Source organism: Larkinella soli (assembly GCF_003703975.1).
Taxonomy (GTDB): domain Bacteria; phylum Bacteroidota; class Bacteroidia; order Cytophagales; family Spirosomataceae; genus Larkinella; species Larkinella soli.
In genome coordinates, this window is sequence record NZ_QTJY01000002.1 from 102,225 (window position 1) to 119,239 (window position 17,015).

The window sequence follows — 17,015 nt, forward strand, 5'->3', positions numbered from 1 at the left end:
TAAATTAAATTCCGTCAACGGCAAACCGGAGCCTCGGATTTAGAAAAACGGCCGGAAATTGAAATGTGAGGGCAGGAAATCTATTTTTGTGCATGATCAGAAAGCTTCTCATCGCCAATCGGGGCGAAATTGCACTCCGCATCATGCGAACCGCCCGCGAAATGGGCATCCGGACCGTCGCCGTCTTCAGCGAAGCCGACCGCCTGTCTCCCCATGTCCGCTATGCCGACGAAGCGGTCTGCGTGGGCCCGGCCGCTTCCTCCGAATCCTACCTAAGGGCCGACACGATCATCCGGGTCTGCCGCGAAACGGGCGCCGACGCCATTCATCCCGGATACGGTTTTCTTTCCGAGAACGCCAGTTTTGCCCGGCAGGTGCGGGAAGCCGGTCTGATCTTCGTCGGCCCCTCCCCCGAGTCCATCGAGGTGATGGGGAGCAAACTGGCGGCCAAAGCGGCCGTTGCGGCATATAATATCCCGATGGTTCCCGGCACGCCCGAGGCCATCTCCGACGTGGCGGCCGCCAAGAAAACCGCTGCCGGGATCGGCTACCCGATTCTGATCAAGGCCAGCGCCGGCGGGGGCGGAAAAGGGATGCGGATCGTCGAGCGGGAGGAAGACTTCGATGAGCAGATGGCACGGGCAGTCAGCGAGGCCACCTCGGCCTTCGGCGACGGCTCGGTGTTCATCGAAAAATACGTCACCTCACCGCGGCACGTCGAGATTCAGGTGCTGGGTGATCAGCACGGCAACATCATTCACCTCTTCGAGCGGGAATGCTCGGTCCAGCGCCGGCACCAGAAGGTCGTCGAGGAAGCCCCCTCCTCGGTGCTGACCCCGGAAATCCGGGCCGAAATGGGACGCTGTGCCGTCGACGTAGCCCGGGCCTGCGGGTATTATGGGGCCGGCACGGTGGAATTCATCGTCGATGCCGACCTGAACTTCTTTTTCCTGGAAATGAACACCCGGCTTCAGGTGGAACACCCCGTTACGGAGCAGATCACCGGAATCGACCTGGTTAAACAGATGATTTACATCGCCGAGGGCAAACCACTGGAAATCAAACAGGAAGCCCTGGCGATCAACGGTCATGCCATCGAAGTGCGGGTGTATGCCGAAGACCCCGCCAATAACTTCCTGCCCGACGTCGGAACGCTGAGCACCTATGAGCGGCCGCAGGGAAACGGGGTCCGGGTCGACGACGGTTTTGAGCAGGGCATGGCGATCCCGATTTATTACGACCCGATGATCGCCAAGCTGATTACGACCGGCGCAACGCGACAGGAAGCGATTGAAAAGATGATTCGGGCCATCGACGAATACCGCATCACCGGGGTGCAGACGACGCTGCCCTTCTGCCGGTTCGTGATGGAACACGAAGCCTTCCGCTCCGGGCAGTTCGACACCCATTTCGTCAGCCGGTATTTTACACCCGAGAAACTGGTTCCGGAAACGGACCCCGGCGAGGCCGGTCTGGCGGCCCTGCTGGCGGCCTGGCTTCTGCAGACGAGGAAACCAAAGCCGGAAACCGCCGAAGCCGGGGCGCAGCCGGTCCGGAGCCGTTGGAAAGAGAACCGTCTGCACTGAGCACCATGAAGCTCTCCCCCGATCAGCTCGAATCCGCCGGTTATGTTCTGATGGAACGACTGGACCACCGGGAACTGGTGCCTTTCATTCAGACCTATCTGAAAAAGCGGACATTTTATTCCGTATGCTATTTCGCTGCCAATTTTATGGCGTTCGGGCTGGTGGTGTTTTTATTCGCCCTGAAGGCCCGGTCGCCGGGATTCGACTTCGGAGACGCCTTCGGTTTCCTGTCCATCGGCATCGCGCTTACGTTCGGGCTGATCCCCCTCCATGAGATGATCCACGCGCTGGCTTACCGGCTTCTGGGGGCAACGCAGACTTCCTTCGATGCCGACTGGAAAAAACTGGTATTCATGGCCGTAGCGGATCGTTTCGTGGCCGACCGCAGAGAATTCCTCATCGTCGCCCTGGCTCCCTTCGTCGTGATCAGCACCGTCGTGCTGGCGCTGCTGCCGATGGCCGGATTTTACTGGCAGCTGGCGCTGGCCGGGATCTTTCTGACCCATACGGCCTGCTGTTCAGGGGATTTTGGGCTGCTGAGTTATTTTGCGGCCCACCGGAATCGGGCGGTGGCCACCTACGACGACCGGCACAACAAGGTCTCCTTCTTCTACGGTTTTCGGAACGGCTCCTCCTGAACGTTTGCCGGAAAAAATCCGGAATCTATTCGCTTCGATCGCTGCCGTCCCGCAAACAACTTATCCGCTTCCGGGTTTCATAGGAAAGAAACCAAACAACGTTATGCAACATTTTGAAACCCTGACGGAAGCCATGGAGAGCCTCCGCGAAAAAGGATATACACACGAATTCAGACCCAAACGGGACTATCTGGAAGAAACCGGCACGGGTTTGAAGCTGAAGACCGAGGAATTCAACGTGGATGAGTTTCACCGGTTTGAAGGAACCTCCGACCCCGGTGATGAAATGACGCTCTACGCCATATCGACGGCCAACGGCATGAAAGGCGTGTTCGTTTCCGCCCAGGGAACCTACGCCAACGAGGTAACCTCCGAACTGATGCAGAAATTTTCGCTCTCCGAACGCCGGGAAGTCAATACGGACGGCGCCGTAAAGCCGATTCAGGCCATCGGCCTGGAAGAAAGTAAGCAATAGATCGCCGACAGGTTGCGGTAGGGGGGTTCCAGAATGTATATTTGTCGCCGACAAGTAGTCAGGCATAACAGGTTAGCTTCCGGAAAGCCAGCAACCGACCTGTTATGCCTGGTTTCCTTCTATTGTTTTTACCTAATCTTGCGCTCTATCGAGAGTTTCTTTTGACCGTATGAAGCTGTCTGAATTTAAATTTGACTTGCCCCAAAGTCTTGTCGCCTTGTATCCGCCCGATCGTGGGGAGTCGCGGCTGATGGTTGTTGACCGGAAAACCAAAACCATCGAACATAAACAGTTCTCCGACATCCTGTCCTACTTCGACGACGGCGATGTGATGGTTATCAACAACACCAAGGTATTTCCAGCCAGGCTTTACGGCAACAAGGAAAAGACCGGCGCCAAGATCGAGGTCTTTCTTCTGCGCGAACTCAACCGCGAAATGCGGCTCTGGGACGTTCTGGTCGATCCGGCCCGGAAAATTCGCGTCGGCAACAAGCTGTATTTCGGCGACAGCGATCTGGTGGCCGAAGTCATCGACAACACGACCTCCCGCGGACGAACCATCCGTTTTCTGTTCGAAGGTTCGCACGAGGAATTCATGAAGACCATCGACGAACTGGGCGAAACCCCGCTGCCGCGGGAGATCAAACGCCGGACCGAGGACGCCGACCGGGACCGGTACCAGACCATTTTTGCCCAGCACATCGGTGCCGTGGCCGCCCCGACCGCCGGGATGCACTTTACCAAAATGATGATGAAGCGGATGGAGATCAAGGGCATCCACTTCGCGCCCATCACCCTGCACGTCGGCCTCGGCACGTTCCGGCCGGTGGATGTGGAGGACCTGACCAAGCACAAAACCGACTCCGAGAATTATATTATTACGGACCCGGCCGCCGACATCGTCAACGAAGCGCTCGACAACAACAAACGGGTCTGCGCCATCGGGACGACCTCGCTGAAGGCCGTCGAATCGTCAGTATCGGCCAACGGACGGCTGAAACCCGTCGAGGGCTGGACGGACAAGTTCATTTTTCCGCCCTACGAATTCAAGATCGCCAACTCCCTGCTGACCAACTTTCACCTGCCGGAGTCCATCCTGATCATGATGACGAGCGCTTTCGGGGGCTACGATCTGGTTATGAAGGCTTACGAAACTGCCATCCGGGAGAAATATAAATTCTTCAGCTACGGCGACGCCATGCTGATTTTATAGCCTTCGACCATCCGGGGTAAAAGACAAGTGTTTATGTTTGCAGACCACTAAACAGACCATCCTTGTCTTTTACCCCGTTTCATTTCGCCATTATCGTCGCCGGAGGGAGCGGCAGCCGGATGGGCACCGATACCCCCAAGCAGTTTCTGCCGATCGGCGGCCTGCCCATTCTGATGCATACCATCCGCCGGTTCCGGCAATATTCCACCGATTTAGAAATCATTCTGACGCTGCCGGCCGGCCAGATTCCGGCCTGGGAGGCTCTCTGCCGTCAGTACGGCTTTACCGAAACCGTGCACATCACGCCCGGCGGGGCCAGCCGGTTTCAGTCGGTACGGAACGGGCTGGAGCAGATTCGGGCCGGGAATGGGCTGGTGGCGGTTCATGACGGCGTCCGGCCGTTCGTGACAACCGACATTATCCGCAACGGCTTTGAAACCGCCGAACGTACGGGCAGCGCGGTCACCTGCGTTCCGCTGAAGGATTCCGCCCGGGTGGTTCGGACCGACGGCACGAACCAGGCCGTGGACCGCACGCAATACCGCCTGATTCAGACCCCCCAGACCTTCCGGCTCGACCGCTTCCGGGAGGCTTTCCGGACGGCCGAACAGACTTTTTTCACGGATTGTGCCAGCGTCGTCGAATATGCGGGTTTTCCGATCACACTTATCGACGGTTCCTACAACAATATCAAGATTACAACCCCGGAAGATCTGATCTGGGCCGAAGGGATGCTGACCCATGCAACGACTCACCCCTGATCAATACGTCGACGGAATTCTGGCGGGCGACCGGCTGATCCTCAGCCGGGCCATCACGCTGGTCGAGAGCAGTCTGGAGAGCGATCAGGTGCCGGCCCTTCAGGTGCTGGAGCGGATCATGGCGCAAACCGGCCGTTCGGTGCGGATCGGGATCACGGGCGTTCCGGGTGTGGGGAAAAGCACGTTCATCGAAACCTTCGGGAAACACCTGACCGGCCTGGGTAAGAAGGTGGCGGTTCTGGCTATTGACCCGTCGAGCCGACGGTCGGGCGGGAGCATTCTGGGCGACAAAACCCGCATGGAGACGCTGTCGATGGACCCCAGTGCCTACATCCGGCCTTCACCGGCGGGCGGCACGCTGGGCGGGGTCGCCAACCGAACCCGGGAGACCCTGCTGTTGTGTGAAGCCGCCGGCTTCGACGTCATTCTGATCGAAACGGTCGGTGTGGGTCAGTCGGAGACGCTGGTGCACAGCATGGTGGATTTTTTTCTGCTGCTGATGCTGGCCGGCGCGGGCGACGAACTTCAGGGAATGAAACGCGGCATCATGGAAATGGCCGACGCCATCGTCATCACCAAAGCCGACGGCGCCAATACCGCCCCGGCAGACCAGGCAAAGGGGCTTTACCAGAACGCCCTTCATCTCTTCCCTCCTGCCCCGACGGGCTGGGTGTCGCCGGTCCTGACCTGCTCGGCGCTGGAGAACCGCGGAATTGTGGAGTTATGGCAGGTCATCACCGACCACCAGAGCCTGCTGACCCGCAACGGCTTCCACGACCGCATCCGGCAGGAACAGAACCTGGAATGGATGCACAGCACCATCCGCCGGCACCTGGAAAGCCGTTTCTATCACCTACCGGGAATGAATGAGAAAATCGGGGCCGCCGAAGAAGCCGTTCGGAACGGTCACCTCCTCCCCCTCCAGGCCGCCCTCCAACTCCTCGGCCCTACCGCATAAAGGAAAACAAAAGTGTTTACCCGATACCGAATTGCCATCCTCTTTCTCCCTACCCTCCCTTTTCTGTCCTCCGGCTCGTTTTGTCCTCCCTCCCCTTTTTTGTCATCCCGACGCAGGAGGGATCTTATGGCAGAATGACCGGTCACCCTGAGTGCTATGCCACTGGGGTCCTCCTGCGTCGGGATGACAAAAACGGGCGGGATGACAAGTCTGCGGGATGACAAAAGAAGCGGGATAACCGGCAGGAGGAACAAACTCCTAAACCCCCAACTGCTCCGGTTTTCCTTCCTGGAACCATTCCACGAACCGCCGGATTCCTTCCTCGATCCGGACGGAGGGTTCATAGCCGGTGATTTGGCGAGCCTTGTCGATGGTAGCGTAAGTCCGCTGAACATCACCGGGTTGCATGGGCAGGCGGTGGATGAGGGCTTCGCGTCCGACGGTCTGCTCGATGACCCGGATCAGGCCGGTTAGGGAGATGGGGTCCGAGCCGCCGATGTTGAGGATTTCGTACCCGTTCAGGCTTTCGAGGGATTTCCGGATCCCGCTGACAATGTCGTCGATGTAGGTGTAGTCGCGGGCGGTGGAACCGTCGCCGAACACGTTGATGGGACGGCCGTGCAGGATCTGATCCGTAAAGTGGCTGATCGCCATTTCGGGCCGCTGACGCGGGCCGTAGACCGTGAAGAACCGCAGGCAGAAAATATCGAAACCGTACAGATGATGGAAGGTGTGGCAGAGCAGTTCGGCCGCCCGCTTGGAGGCCGCATAGGGCGACAGCGGCTTGTCGACCGGGTCGGTTTCATCGAACGGAATCCGCGCCGAGTCGCCATACACCGATGAAGACGAGGCAAATACCATTTTCGTCACACCCGCCTGCTGCATGGCCTGAAGCAGAGCCAGGGTACCGTTGACGTTCACGTCGTAATACAAAGCCGGGTCCTGCACCGACGGCCGGACGCCTGCCCGCGCGGCCAGATGAATGACCGCATCGAATGCATTTTCCGAAAAAAGGGCGGCAAGCAGTTCGCGGTCACGAATGTCGCCTTCCTGAAACCGGAAGGCCGGATGAGCGAGCGCCTGCCGGAGGTTTTCCCGCTTCAGCCGCGGGTCGTAATACGGGTCGAGGTTATCAAGGCAAACCACACGGTGGCCGGCGGACAGCAGTTGTTCGGCGAGGGTCGATCCGATAAAACCCGCACCGCCGGTGAGTAAAATGTTCATAAACGTACAGGATTCGCCCCTTCCCGGCGTTCCACCCCTAATTCTTTCGCTAAGGTAGCCGATCGGAAGCTGTAGACAACACCGGTCAGCGAGACGACGGCCGTTATCAGGTAAAACAAAAGACTGATCGCCACGGCCGCATCGGCCGGCAGGTTCAGCATCCGGGCCCCGACCAGAAACGTCAGTTCCCGCGCCCCGGCCCCACCGATGGTAAACGGAATCGTGGCAACGATTGAAGAAATCAGAAAAACGAGCAGATAAGCCCGGGGGTCACCGTTAACGTCCATCGCTCGCATCAGGGCCAGAATCTGGCCCAGCTGAAGGCCCTGCACCAGCCCGGAGAGGGCCGTCGAGGAACTGAATACCGGTAGAAACTGCGGCATGAACCGCTTCAGGAGCCGGCGCGCCGACACATGCAGAACCAGGATGGCGGCCAGCGCCTGCCAGTTGATGGTGAACCCCACCCACTCGCTCACCTGCGGCACCACCGCCGAAAACAGCGCCAGCGCATACAGCAGGGGCAGCAGGCCGAGAAGCCGGTCGAGCAGGGTGGCGGCCACCAGCGGCTTCATGGGTGTGCCGGTCAGGCGGTTGAGCAGGAAAACTTTATAACCGTCGCCCCCGATGCCGCCCGGCAGAAACAGGTTGTAGTACATCCCGAGCCAATAGAGCTTCAGATTGGGCCGACTCCGCAGCGAAAGGCCGATGCTGCGGAACAGGACGCGGAGCCGTTCGGAAGAAACCGCCTTGGACAACACGAACAGCGCGGTCGCCACCAGCAGCCAGCCGACCTCCGCACCCGAAACCACCGCCCATACCTTAGCCGGCTCGATCTTCCGGAAAACGAGCCAGAGCGAAAGCGCCGAAAGAACCACCTTGACGGCGGTTTTCAGATACGATGGTAAGTTCAGGGCCATTCCGGACAGACGGCTTTTTGGTTGTGATCAGGAAACGCCGACCCCGACGGCCGGGGTCTGGTAGATGCGCCGGATTTTATACGGCTTCTTATCCTGCGATTCGTAATAGGTCCGCATCTGAAGTTCGGTCATGAGGCCGAAGGTGATCAGCTGAATACCGGCCAGAACCAGCATGACGCCGAGAATCAGCAGCGGCCGCCCGCCGATGTCATGACCCAGTACCTTCACGATGAGCAGGTAAAAGTTGATCAGGAGGCCGAGGCCCAGCGAAATCAACCCCCAGTTGCCGAAGAGGTGCATCGGTTTGCGGAGGTATTTCTTCATGAACAGCATCAGGATCAGGTCGCTGACCACCTTCAGCGTCCGGCCCAGCCCGTATTTCGACTGGCCGATCCGGCGCGGGTGGTGCTGCACGTCCATCTGCGTCATCCGGGCGCCTTCGAGGTGGGCCAGAACCGGAATGAAGCGGTGGAGTTCACCATATAACCCAAGGTTTTTGGCCAGGTCGGCACGAAATACCTTCAGGGCGCAGCCGTAGTCTTTCAGGTGGACGTCGGACGCCTGCCGGATGATCCAGTTGGCGATGCGGCTGGGCAGCTTGCGGAGCAGTGCCCCGTCCTGCCGTTTGGCCCGGATTCCGGCGACGAGATCGAAATCGCCTTCCTCGGCGCGTTTGACCATCATCGGAATGTCGGCGGGGTCGTTCTGAAGGTCACCGTCCATGGTGATGATGTATTTGCCGCGGGCCACGTCGATGCCGGCCGCCAGGGCGAGGCTCTGTCCGTAGTTTTTCTGGAGGTCGACCACCACCAGGCGGGGATTCTGCACGGATTTCAGTTCGGGCAGGGTCTGGTCGCGGGAGCCGTCATTGACGTAGACGATCTCGTAGTCGTAGCCGGTGAGTGCCTGGTCGACCTGCTCGATCATCGGAAAAATATTGCCCTCCTCGTTGTAGACACAGATGACAATGGAAAGGTACGGTTGCATAAATGACGATTATTTCGCTTTTCCGACGGCCGGGGAAGGCTCGAAACGGACCAGTTTGGCCGGATGTCTGTCAAACAAGTTAAATTCCGAAAGAGTTTGGTAGTCCTGCCCGGCCAGGCTGACCGAGTCGGCGATATAGAGCGCACCGGGAATGATCCGGTCGGTTTTTTTCAGCACCTCGCCCCGGACGGCTTCGATGTGAAAACTGTTGACGTCGGTCTGCCCGTCGGAGCCGATGGTTTGCTTATAACCGAAAAGCGGTTTTCCGAGCGAAAGCCGGGCGATGTGTTCCGACGACTCCTTGTATTCCAGCCGGTGGTAGATCCGGGGCGGCACCACCAGCCAGTTGAACCCGATCCGGAACATGGCCAGGAAGGCAATCAGGATGACGAGCCGGTGTTCGGGCTGCCGCATATACTGCCAGGTGATCAGCCCCAGCCCGGTGAAAGTCAGACCGCATTTCCACCACAAGCCGGGAATCACCTTCGTTTCGGGATGGAAAAATGTGATCCAGGTGCCCAGCGTCACCACCACCATCACCGTCCCGAGCAGCAGCTCCCAGTACCGGCGTCGCCAGTCGGTAGGCGGGGTCCGGTCATAATACAGGTAGGCGAAAACCGTAAAGAGCAGCGGCAGCAGCATCAGCAGGTACCGCGCATAGACCTGCGGAGATGACCAGTAAATAACGAAGTTGACGAAAAACGTCACCGCACAAAACAGCACGAACGGCTGCCCGGCAATCAGCGGCCGGTCCGGATGGCGGTCTTCCCCTGTCGTCGTTCCCGGTGGCCGGAACACGCCCTTCCGGAACAGCAGCACCACCAGCAGCATCCAGGGGGCAAAATGGTACAGCATCTCGAACGGGTAGGTGATCAGGTGCCGGACGGTTTCGACCACTCCGAAATGCACGACCGTCCGCTTGGCACTCTCGTCGAAGAGAACCGACACGATTTTGGAGGGCGGAATCTGATTCCGGGTGAAATAAGCTGCGTAATAACTGCCGACGATGAGCAAAAACAGGGCGACCCCTGCAAAATGCGCCGGACTGAACAATCTACGGAACTGTTTGGTATACAGGAAGTAAGCCAGCAGCGTCAGGCCCTGAAAAACCAGCGAGGGCAGCCCTTTCATCAGAAAACCGATAGCCGTAAGCAGGTAGGTGGTCAGAAACAGCGCCCAGTAGTTCCGCTTCCGGTCGAACTGATACACGAAAATGAAAGCCGTGTAGGTGAGCCAGGAGAAGGTCGTATCGATCAGCCCCAGCATCGAATCGTAGAGCAGGATGCGGGTATTGGTCACGAACATGAGGGCGGCCGCAAAGCCGATGCGCTGGCCGAGCTGCCGCTTCACCAGCAGGTAGATCGTCAGGCCATACAGCACCAGCGACACGGCCATCGGAAATCGAAGCGCGAAGGAGGAATAATTGCCGAAAAGCCGAAAGGAAGCGGCTATCAGCCAGTTATATAAAGGCGGTTTATTGAAATAGGGTTGTCCGTTCAGGGTCGGCGTGATGTAGTCGCCGGAGAGCATCATTTCCAGGGCCACGAGCGCCCGCCGGGGTTCGTCGGAGCCGGTGTCGAGCGGCAGGTAACCCAGGTGGGAAAACAGAGCCGGGAGCAGCAGCACCACACTGAGAAGCTGCCAGAAACCCGGTTTCCGATAAAAAGCGATCTGCATGAAGCACTACGGGTGGGATGATCCCACAAAGGTAGAACGGAATTGCCATCCATCCTTCCCCCGCCTGCATTATTCATCCGGCATCCATGAAAAAGCCCGCTTAAGGCGGGCTTTTTCTACGCATCCGGAATGGTCAGGAATGGCCGAGTTCGCGAACTTCCCGGTCTTCGGAATCCCGGTTCCAGTCGGCGCCGGGAACCTTGTCGTCGGCCGGCGGATAAGTTGTACTCCGGCGGCTGGCGTCGTCGTCCATCAGTTTGTCGGTATACAGGTCGGCATCCTCATCCCGGGCCGCGTTGATGTCGGAAACCTCCACCGGATCGGACGTATGGGACGAATTGGCCGTCTCATTCGGCTCCCCGTCCACCGGCATGATATCCTGCGGGGTGTAGTCGTTAGTATCCAGCCGTTTCGACTGAAGTTCGGCCGACAGATCCCGGTCGTGCAGCTGGTTCAGTTCGGGCGGGTTGCCCATGGTGTTATCGCTGCGCTGAGACGTATAGGAATCGGTACGTTCCTTACGGGCTTTGCTTGAAAGGCTCATAACGTTGATGGTTTAATAGTCAGTGAATGATTAATAGACCGGCTTGTGTTCGGTATCCGTGCCGGTATGGGCCATATCGTGGTCACGTTGTTCCTGCGAATCCGCCGAGTTGCTCTGCTCCCGGCCGTTTTCCGGGTCGTCGGCTCCGGGGGTTTCCGCGTTGTCCTGCTCCTTGGCTTTCCGCTGGGCTTCCGGCGTCGGAACGTCTTCGCCCGAGGCATAATCGTCCGGCCCGGCCGTCGTCACGTCCACCGTCGACGTATTGGTTTGGGCGTCGCCGGCGGCAGCGGCATTCATTCCTTCGTCGGTCACGTCGCGGGTGTCGCCGTAGTCCTGGTCGTTAAACCGCAGAATGCCGTTGGCGTCGTCCATGTCCTGGCTGCCCATAAACCGGTCGTTCCGGCCGTCCTGAGCCCCCCGTATCTGTACGCTGTCCCAGCCGCTGGCCGAGTCTTCGACTTCTTCCCGGTGCCGGTTGTCGAACGCAGACACATCCTCGTCCGTCCCGTCGCTGCGGTAAGGGCCTTCGGATTTCCCGGTAATCCGGGATTCTTCCGGCCGGACGTATGATTCTTTCTCGTTATCGGTTTCGTCTTTCATCCGTTGAGGGCGTTTTCCGGAGGCCCAACCGGGCTCCGATTTGTTAAAAGTATAACCACCAAACCGGCAAAAGGTTGAAATTTCCGGCCAACGGTCCGAAAACAGGAAAGCGCCTTTGCCGTTCCGGCCGGAGATAACCTATCCGGCCGGAACGGCAAAGGCGCCAAGAAATATGGAGGATCAGGATGCGATTTCTTCGGTGTTGACTTCGACGGCCTCCTGGTTGCCGGTCAGTTCGTTCAGCAGGTCTTTGACGTTGACGGTCGCGAAGCTGCTGGCGTAATCGGACATGGCATACGGGATGATCAGATCGTTGCCGTTGATGAGGCCCCCACAGCTGTAGACGACGTTCGGCACGTATCCTTCCCGTTCGTTTTCATCGGGGCTGAGCAGGGGTTCCTTCAGCCGCCCGATCACCTTGGCGGGGTCGTTGAGGTCGAGCAGGAATACGCCGATGGCATATTTCCGCATCGGCCCGACGCCGTGGCTCAGCACCAGCCAGCCCGCTTCGGTTTCGATGGGCGAGCCGCAGTTGCCGAGCTGCACGTACTCCCAGTGATAGGTCGGTTTGACGATCAGTTCCTTCGACTGCCAGAAATACAGGTCCTCGGAATACATGAGGTAGATGTTCTCCCCGTCCTGCCGCGACAGCATGGCATATTTTCCGTTGATTTTCCGCGGAAAGAGCCCCATGCCCTTGTTCTGAACTTCGGCGCCGTTGAGCGTACTGATGCTGAAGTGGGTAAAGTCTTTGGTCTGAAGGAGTTGCGGGAACGTCACCTGCCCGTTGTAGGCCGTATAGGTGGCATAATAGGTCACTTCTCCATTCTCCTCGACAAAACGCACGAAGCGGGCATCTTCAATGCCGTTGGTTTCGTTAGGCGAAGTCGGGAAGATGCAGCGTTCGTCGAGGCTCTGGTCGTCGTCGAAATCGAGTTCATAGTTCGAGCGGGCGAGCGTCCGGATGCCGCTGGCGATGGTTTCATACTCGGCATGGTGCCGGTACTGGTTGAGCATTCGTTTGAGCCGGTCTTCCAGTTCGGCCAGGGAGAATTCGTCGCCCAGACCGCTCATCATCGTCTCGGAGATCTGGTTCGAAAGCCGGAGTTCGTACAGCTTCCGCTCGAAATTGCTCCGGTTGAACGTATGGTTCGGTACGATTTCGGGGGAGGTCACATAGCGCGACGGTTTCCGCAGGATGATCTTGCTGTCCTGGTCGATGTAACCCATTCGGAAGGTAATGGAGGAAATGTGCCCTTCGCCCGTAGCCCGCAGGCTGAGAATGAACCGTTTGAAGCCGGGCGGGACGTTGCTCTGATCCGGATGCCAGACCATCGACGGGTTAAACAGGGCCGCCGACTCCAGCGAATATTCCATGGTGAAATACGCGCCCAGCAGCAGCTTTCGCTCCAAGGAGAGCGGCTCGTCGGTAAGGAGCTGGGATTTGATCTGGTCGAAGCGCTTCAGAAAAAAGCGTTCGAGTTTGTAATGGCGGCTTCCGAATTCCCGAATGACTTCATCCAGTTTACTTTTTACCTCCTCCTCCGTCATGCCGTTGACGCGGGCGATGATCTTCAGGGTACGGGTGCCGCTGCTGAGTTCAAAAGGCCGGAAAAGAACACGGGTCGGATCGGGCCGAAGTACGATGCCGGTACGGGTTGCTTTAATCATTTGGTCTGAATATAAGAATTGCTGAATGAAGGCCCTTCATTCAGCAATCGGCTCATTTTCCCCTAAACTAAGAAGGAGATGGATGTGTTTGCAATTTCCATCTCGGATAAATGTTTCTGAACGAGGTGAAGTTCCGTCAGCGCCAGCAGGTAGGAGAGCGTCGATTCGGCCCCCTGGTTCAGATTCACCCGGTCCACCTGCAGGCCGTCGCGGCATCCGCCCGTTTCCGGATCGTAGAGCGACAGTCCGAGGTCATTATGGCCGGAATACCATTTAAATATTTTCGATGCCCGTTTCAGCCAGGTCGTGTCCTGCGTAGTGCGAAAGGCCGCCAGACAGGCGGAAAGCGTTCCCTGCGCTTCGAGAGGCTGCTGGTCGAAATAGGCTCTTTCTCCGCCTTTATGATAAAACCCGTTGGAGCCGATCGGCTGGAAATGACCCATGCGGGTTTCCTCTCCCTCCGAAATCTGCTGATCGACGAGCCAGTCGAGGGTTTTCAGCCCTAAAGCCACCATCGATTTGTCACCGAGCGTTTCTCCGCTGATGATCAGGGCGTGCGACAGTTTGGCGTTGTCGTAGGTCAGATATTCCTCGAACCAGGGCCAGCGACGGGTGGCGCAGGTTTTATGAAGCTGCACCAGTTTATCCACCAGTTGGTGCAGAATGGTCTTCACGAGCCGGTCGCTGGGGAAGCGTTTCAGGTATTCGCAGGCCCCCAGAACCCCGAATGCCCAGGCCCGGGGTGAGCTTAACTCCAGGGTGGTGGGCAGAGCCTGGTGCAGCATCGGCATAGCCCAGGAAATCAGGTTTTTATGATTCGATTGCCCCACGCAGACCCCCAGCGCCCAGACCGCCCGGCCGCTGCTGTCGTCGGAGCCGACGTCTTCCAGCCACCGCCGGTCATAGCTCATGAAGTTGCGGAACCGGCCCTGGGTGAAAGCATAATTCAGAAAAGTCGCATAGGTATCGATAAGCTGCCCCAGTTTCCGTTCGCCCAGACCGGCTCCTTCCAGCATGATGCCCAGGATCAGCGCCCGGGCGTTGTCGTCGGTGCAGTAGCCCTCTTCATAATGCGGCAGATGATAGCGGGCATGCTGGATGATTCCGGTCGAATCGGTCAGCCGGAAAAGGTGTTCGAGCCGGATGGCCGGCAGCTTATGGCCCACGGTGGCCCCCGTTTTTCCGCCGGGAACCGCAATCGGGCTGCCGGGCAGGGCAATCGGCTGAAGGCGGGCCTGCAGAAAGGTTTCGACATAGCACTCCATGACATGCTCCCAGATCATCTTTCGTCCCGCCAGGTAGGCTTTTTTCCGCATTCCGTGCCGCAGCCGATCATCCCTCATCAGTTTGATGATGCCGCCGGCGATGGCATCGGCGTCGTTGAACGGCACCAGAATTCCTTTTCCGTCGGCCAGCAACTCTTCCGCATGCCAGTAAGGCGTCGAGACGACCGCCTTTCCGCAACCGAACGCATAGGAAAGCGTACCGGAGGTGATCTGGGCCGGGTTCAGATAGGGCGTAATGTAGATGTCGGCGGCTCCCAGAAACTCTATCAGGTTTTCCAGATCGACGAACTGATTGAAAAACATGACGTTATTTTTCACTCCGCTGTCGGCCGCCAGCTTTTTGAGACTGTCGCGGTAGACCTCCCCCTGCTCCCGGACGAGGTTGGGGTGGGTGGCTCCCAGCACGATGTAGACGGTATTCGGAAACTCGTTCACGATGCGGGGCAGGGCCTTGATGACGTTTTCGATCCCTTTGTTAGGCGAGAGCAATCCGAACGTCAGCAGCACCTGCTTGCCCTCGATGCCGAAACGGTCTTTGTAGAAGTGCGGATCGACGAAGGGCATATCGGGAATGCCGTGGGCGATCACGTCGATCTTTTCATCCGGTACCTCATAAATATCTTTCAGGAACTGCCGGCCTTTCTCGGTCATGACGATCACCCGCGCCGACAGGTCGATGATGCTTTTCAGCACCATCAGCTGGTCCTTGTCCGGGTTTTTCAGAACCGTGTGCAGGGTGGTCACCACCGGCATGGTCAGGTTCCGGAGGAGCGTCAGGATATAATTACCCGCCGTTCCTCCGAAGATGCCGTACTCATGCTGGAGGCAGACTACTTCCGGATTCATGGCATTCAGGAACTCAGCGGCTTTTTTGTAGGAATTGAGGTCATTCTGGTAAAATTCATACCGTACCTCTTCCGGGTAATCATAGCCCTCCGGCACGTCGTTCACGGAAACGACCATGGCCGAGGACTGTGGATAAAATGCTGTAAATGATTTATATAAGTCGGCAGTAAAAGTAGCGATCCCACATTTGCGGGGAAGATAATCACCTATAAATGCCACACTGGAGGGCAAGTGTCTGTGAAGCGTCGTGGGATGTAACGTTGAAGCGGTCATAATTTTTTCAGGAAAACGATTGAATGTGCCAGAATCTCAGAAGTTCATCTGCCTGTCTGAGAAATAATGAAGATATATGCCGTACAAGGATTTAACCGGAATCAGGCTTAGGTTGTTTGGTCCGCTTTCCTCCTTTTTATCGTATCGCCCCGACCGAGGCACCGAATTGATTTATCGGTGTCTGGTAACTCCGACCTGCTCACACCATTCCCGTACCGGACAGGTCGAGCAGTGCGGCAGGGTGCCGGTGCAGATGTATTTTCCGAAAGGCATCAGGAGCCGGTTGATGTCGATCCAGCGTTCGCCCGGAACTTTGGTTTCCAGCACCTTCAGCGTCTGCTCCGGCTGCCGCGTCTGAACGTAACCCCAGCGGTTGGTGACGCGGTGGACATGCACGTCCACGCTGATGCCGGCTTTTCCTTCCGCGACGCCGAGGGCGAGGTTCGCGCATTTGGGTCCGACGCCCTTCAGGGAGGTAAGCGTCTGAAAATCTGCCGGAAGCCGCCCTTCGAATTCCTCCACGATCCGGTGGGCAATGCCGAGCATGGTATAGGCCTTCTGCTCGGGGTACTGCGTCCCGTACAACAGATCGGCCAGGGTGGAAGCGTCCAGGGTAAGGAGCTGCTCGGGGGTCCGGGCGACGGCAAAGAGCCGCTCCGAAACCGGGATGGTGGTTTCGTCGAGGGTCCGGATGGAGATGATGCAGGAGATCAGCTGTTCGAACAGGCTGTTGTAGCCTCGTTCAAACAGATCGAACATGGCGGCTTTTGGAAACGGACGGATGGCTTCCTCGATTCGGTTCAATACCTTTGTCAGGTCAAAATCAGGCTTCATGTAGCCTAAACCTTCCAAAACGCGCCATAGTTTTCATTCTGGTCTTACCTTCTTATATGCGAACCGTCTTTCTTCTGGTCCTTTCCAATCTGTTCATGACCACCGCCTGGTACTGGCACCTACGTTACAAGGAGCAATCACTCTGGAAAGTCATCCTCATCAGCTGGCTGATCGCCTTCATCGAATACTGTCTGGCGGTACCGGCCAACCGCATCGGTTCCTACCAGTTCAGCGCCTTTCAGCTGAAAACCATTCAGGAAGTGGTCAGTCTGGTCGTCTTCTGCGCTTTTGCGGTATTTTATCTGAAGGAGGAACTGAAGTGGAACTACATCGTCGGCTTCGTCCTGATTCTCCTGGCGGTGTTTTTCGTGTTCAAGAAGTGGTGATGATCGGTTGCTCCTCTGATTGAACGCAAACTTCCCTCCCATATAGCCCCCATTGTCAGTGTTTTTAACTTGAAGTTACCGAAAAAACATATGACAATACAGGTAGATAATTGGCGAAATGCTTGGTCGTAATATGGTT

Annotated in this window: 16 protein-coding genes; 7 read left to right on the forward strand and 9 right to left on the reverse strand. The window is 57.6% G+C overall.

What is annotated here, in order from left to right; translation table 11 throughout:
- The first annotated feature begins 92 nt into the window (after window positions 1-92).
- The 6 genes from DX909_RS06675 to meaB all read left to right on the forward strand — a co-directional run bounded on the left by DX909_RS06675 (window position 93) and on the right by meaB (window position 5,631).
- Window positions 93-1,586: an acetyl-CoA carboxylase biotin carboxylase subunit gene (locus tag DX909_RS06675; protein WP_374755860.1), complete on the forward strand. Its 1,494-nt coding sequence runs from the start codon at window positions 93-95 to the stop codon at window positions 1,584-1,586.
- Between the two features lie 5 nt (window positions 1,587-1,591).
- Window positions 1,592-2,224, forward strand: coding sequence for a DUF3267 domain-containing protein (locus DX909_RS06680; protein ID WP_128544377.1), 633 nt, complete (start codon window positions 1,592-1,594; stop codon window positions 2,222-2,224).
- A gap of 103 nt (window positions 2,225-2,327) precedes the next feature.
- The gene (locus tag DX909_RS06685; protein ID WP_128544378.1) at window positions 2,328-2,699 is read left to right on the forward strand and encodes a hypothetical protein; all 372 of its coding nucleotides are present in this window, start codon (window positions 2,328-2,330) and stop codon (window positions 2,697-2,699) included.
- A gap of 169 nt (window positions 2,700-2,868) precedes the next feature.
- Complete coding sequence (gene queA / locus DX909_RS06690) at window positions 2,869-3,912, forward strand: tRNA preQ1(34) S-adenosylmethionine ribosyltransferase-isomerase QueA (protein WP_128544379.1); 1,044 nt, start codon at window positions 2,869-2,871, stop codon at window positions 3,910-3,912.
- 62 nt (window positions 3,913-3,974) lie between these two features.
- Complete coding sequence (locus DX909_RS06695; protein WP_262707504.1) at window positions 3,975-4,673, forward strand: 2-C-methyl-D-erythritol 4-phosphate cytidylyltransferase; 699 nt, start codon at window positions 3,975-3,977, stop codon at window positions 4,671-4,673.
- Entirely contained in the window at window positions 4,654-5,631 is a 978-nt protein-coding gene (meaB, locus tag DX909_RS06700) for a methylmalonyl Co-A mutase-associated GTPase MeaB (protein WP_128544380.1), read from the forward strand. Before DX909_RS06695 ends, meaB begins: the two co-directional genes overlap by 20 nt.
- A 258-nt stretch (window positions 5,632-5,889) precedes the next feature.
- On the opposite strand, the gene DX909_RS06705 is transcribed toward meaB, so the two are convergent.
- From DX909_RS06705 to DX909_RS06745, 9 genes are all read right to left on the reverse strand, one after another.
- Window positions 5,890-6,855 (reverse strand): NAD-dependent epimerase/dehydratase family protein, encoded by a 966-nt coding sequence (locus DX909_RS06705; protein ID WP_128544381.1) that lies wholly within the window; start codon window positions 6,853-6,855, stop codon window positions 5,890-5,892.
- A complete protein-coding gene (locus tag DX909_RS06710) occupies window positions 6,852-7,772 on the reverse strand; it encodes a lysylphosphatidylglycerol synthase transmembrane domain-containing protein (protein ID WP_128544382.1) in 921 nt (306 codons plus the stop codon). Before DX909_RS06710 ends, DX909_RS06705 begins: the two co-directional genes overlap by 4 nt.
- Window positions 7,773-7,799: 27 nt before the next feature.
- Window positions 7,800-8,759, reverse strand: coding sequence for a glycosyltransferase family 2 protein (locus DX909_RS06715; RefSeq protein WP_128544383.1), 960 nt, complete (start codon window positions 8,757-8,759; stop codon window positions 7,800-7,802).
- Window positions 8,760-8,768: 9 nt separating this feature from the next.
- Entirely contained in the window at window positions 8,769-10,436 is a 1,668-nt protein-coding gene (locus DX909_RS06720; RefSeq protein ID WP_128544384.1) for an ArnT family glycosyltransferase, read from the reverse strand.
- Window positions 10,437-10,569: 133 nt separating this feature from the next.
- Window positions 10,570-10,980, reverse strand: coding sequence for a hypothetical protein (locus DX909_RS06725; RefSeq protein WP_128544385.1), 411 nt, complete (start codon window positions 10,978-10,980; stop codon window positions 10,570-10,572).
- A 30-nt stretch (window positions 10,981-11,010) separates the two neighbouring features.
- A complete protein-coding gene (locus DX909_RS06730; protein ID WP_128544386.1) occupies window positions 11,011-11,580 on the reverse strand; it encodes a hypothetical protein in 570 nt (189 codons plus the stop codon).
- 180 nt (window positions 11,581-11,760) lie between these two features.
- Window positions 11,761-13,251 (reverse strand): glycoside hydrolase family 130 protein, encoded by a 1,491-nt coding sequence (locus tag DX909_RS06735; RefSeq protein ID WP_206512969.1) that lies wholly within the window; start codon window positions 13,249-13,251, stop codon window positions 11,761-11,763.
- A gap of 62 nt (window positions 13,252-13,313) precedes the next feature.
- Window positions 13,314-15,500, reverse strand: a complete 2,187-nt coding sequence (locus DX909_RS06740; RefSeq protein ID WP_310589836.1) for a glycosyltransferase family 4 protein — start codon at window positions 15,498-15,500, stop codon at window positions 13,314-13,316.
- A gap of 327 nt (window positions 15,501-15,827) precedes the next feature.
- The gene (locus DX909_RS06745) at window positions 15,828-16,490 is read right to left on the reverse strand and encodes an endonuclease III domain-containing protein (protein ID WP_128544388.1); all 663 of its coding nucleotides are present in this window, start codon (window positions 16,488-16,490) and stop codon (window positions 15,828-15,830) included.
- A gap of 56 nt (window positions 16,491-16,546) precedes the next feature.
- Between DX909_RS06745 and DX909_RS06750 the strand changes: the two genes are divergently transcribed.
- Complete coding sequence (locus DX909_RS06750) at window positions 16,547-16,876, forward strand: DMT family protein (protein ID WP_128544389.1); 330 nt, start codon at window positions 16,547-16,549, stop codon at window positions 16,874-16,876.
- Window positions 16,877-17,015: the final 139 nt, after the last annotated feature.

What these genes read in the sequence shown, in the direction of transcription:
- DX909_RS06675 (WP_374755860.1), top strand. Translation starts at nt 93, where the DNA reads ATGATCAGAAAGCTTCTCATCGCCAATCGGGGCGAAATTGCACTCCGC.
- DX909_RS06680 (WP_128544377.1), top strand. Translation starts at nt 1,592, where the DNA reads ATGAAGCTCTCCCCCGATCAGCTCGAATCCGCCGGTTATGTTCTGATG.
- DX909_RS06685 (WP_128544378.1), top strand. Translation starts at nt 2,328, where the DNA reads ATGCAACATTTTGAAACCCTGACGGAAGCCATGGAGAGCCTCCGCGAA.
- queA (WP_128544379.1), top strand. Translation starts at nt 2,869, where the DNA reads ATGAAGCTGTCTGAATTTAAATTTGACTTGCCCCAAAGTCTTGTCGCC.
- meaB (WP_128544380.1), top strand. Translation starts at nt 4,654, where the DNA reads ATGCAACGACTCACCCCTGATCAATACGTCGACGGAATTCTGGCGGGC.
- DX909_RS06705 (WP_128544381.1), bottom strand. Translation starts at nt 6,855, where the DNA reads ATGAACATTTTACTCACCGGCGGTGCGGGTTTTATCGGATCGACCCTC.
- DX909_RS06710 (WP_128544382.1), bottom strand. Translation starts at nt 7,772, where the DNA reads ATGGCCCTGAACTTACCATCGTATCTGAAAACCGCCGTCAAGGTGGTT.
- DX909_RS06715 (WP_128544383.1), bottom strand. Translation starts at nt 8,759, where the DNA reads ATGCAACCGTACCTTTCCATTGTCATCTGTGTCTACAACGAGGAGGGC.
- DX909_RS06720 (WP_128544384.1), bottom strand. Translation starts at nt 10,436, where the DNA reads ATGCAGATCGCTTTTTATCGGAAACCGGGTTTCTGGCAGCTTCTCAGT.
- DX909_RS06725 (WP_128544385.1), bottom strand. Translation starts at nt 10,980, where the DNA reads ATGAGCCTTTCAAGCAAAGCCCGTAAGGAACGTACCGATTCCTATACG.
- DX909_RS06730 (WP_128544386.1), bottom strand. Translation starts at nt 11,580, where the DNA reads ATGAAAGACGAAACCGATAACGAGAAAGAATCATACGTCCGGCCGGAA.
- DX909_RS06735 (WP_206512969.1), bottom strand. Translation starts at nt 13,251, where the DNA reads ATGATTAAAGCAACCCGTACCGGCATCGTACTTCGGCCCGATCCGACC.
- DX909_RS06740 (WP_310589836.1), bottom strand. Translation starts at nt 15,500, where the DNA reads ATGGTCGTTTCCGTGAACGACGTGCCGGAGGGCTATGATTACCCGGAA.
- DX909_RS06745 (WP_128544388.1), bottom strand. Translation starts at nt 16,490, where the DNA reads ATGAAGCCTGATTTTGACCTGACAAAGGTATTGAACCGAATCGAGGAA.
- DX909_RS06750 (WP_128544389.1), top strand. Translation starts at nt 16,547, where the DNA reads ATGCGAACCGTCTTTCTTCTGGTCCTTTCCAATCTGTTCATGACCACC.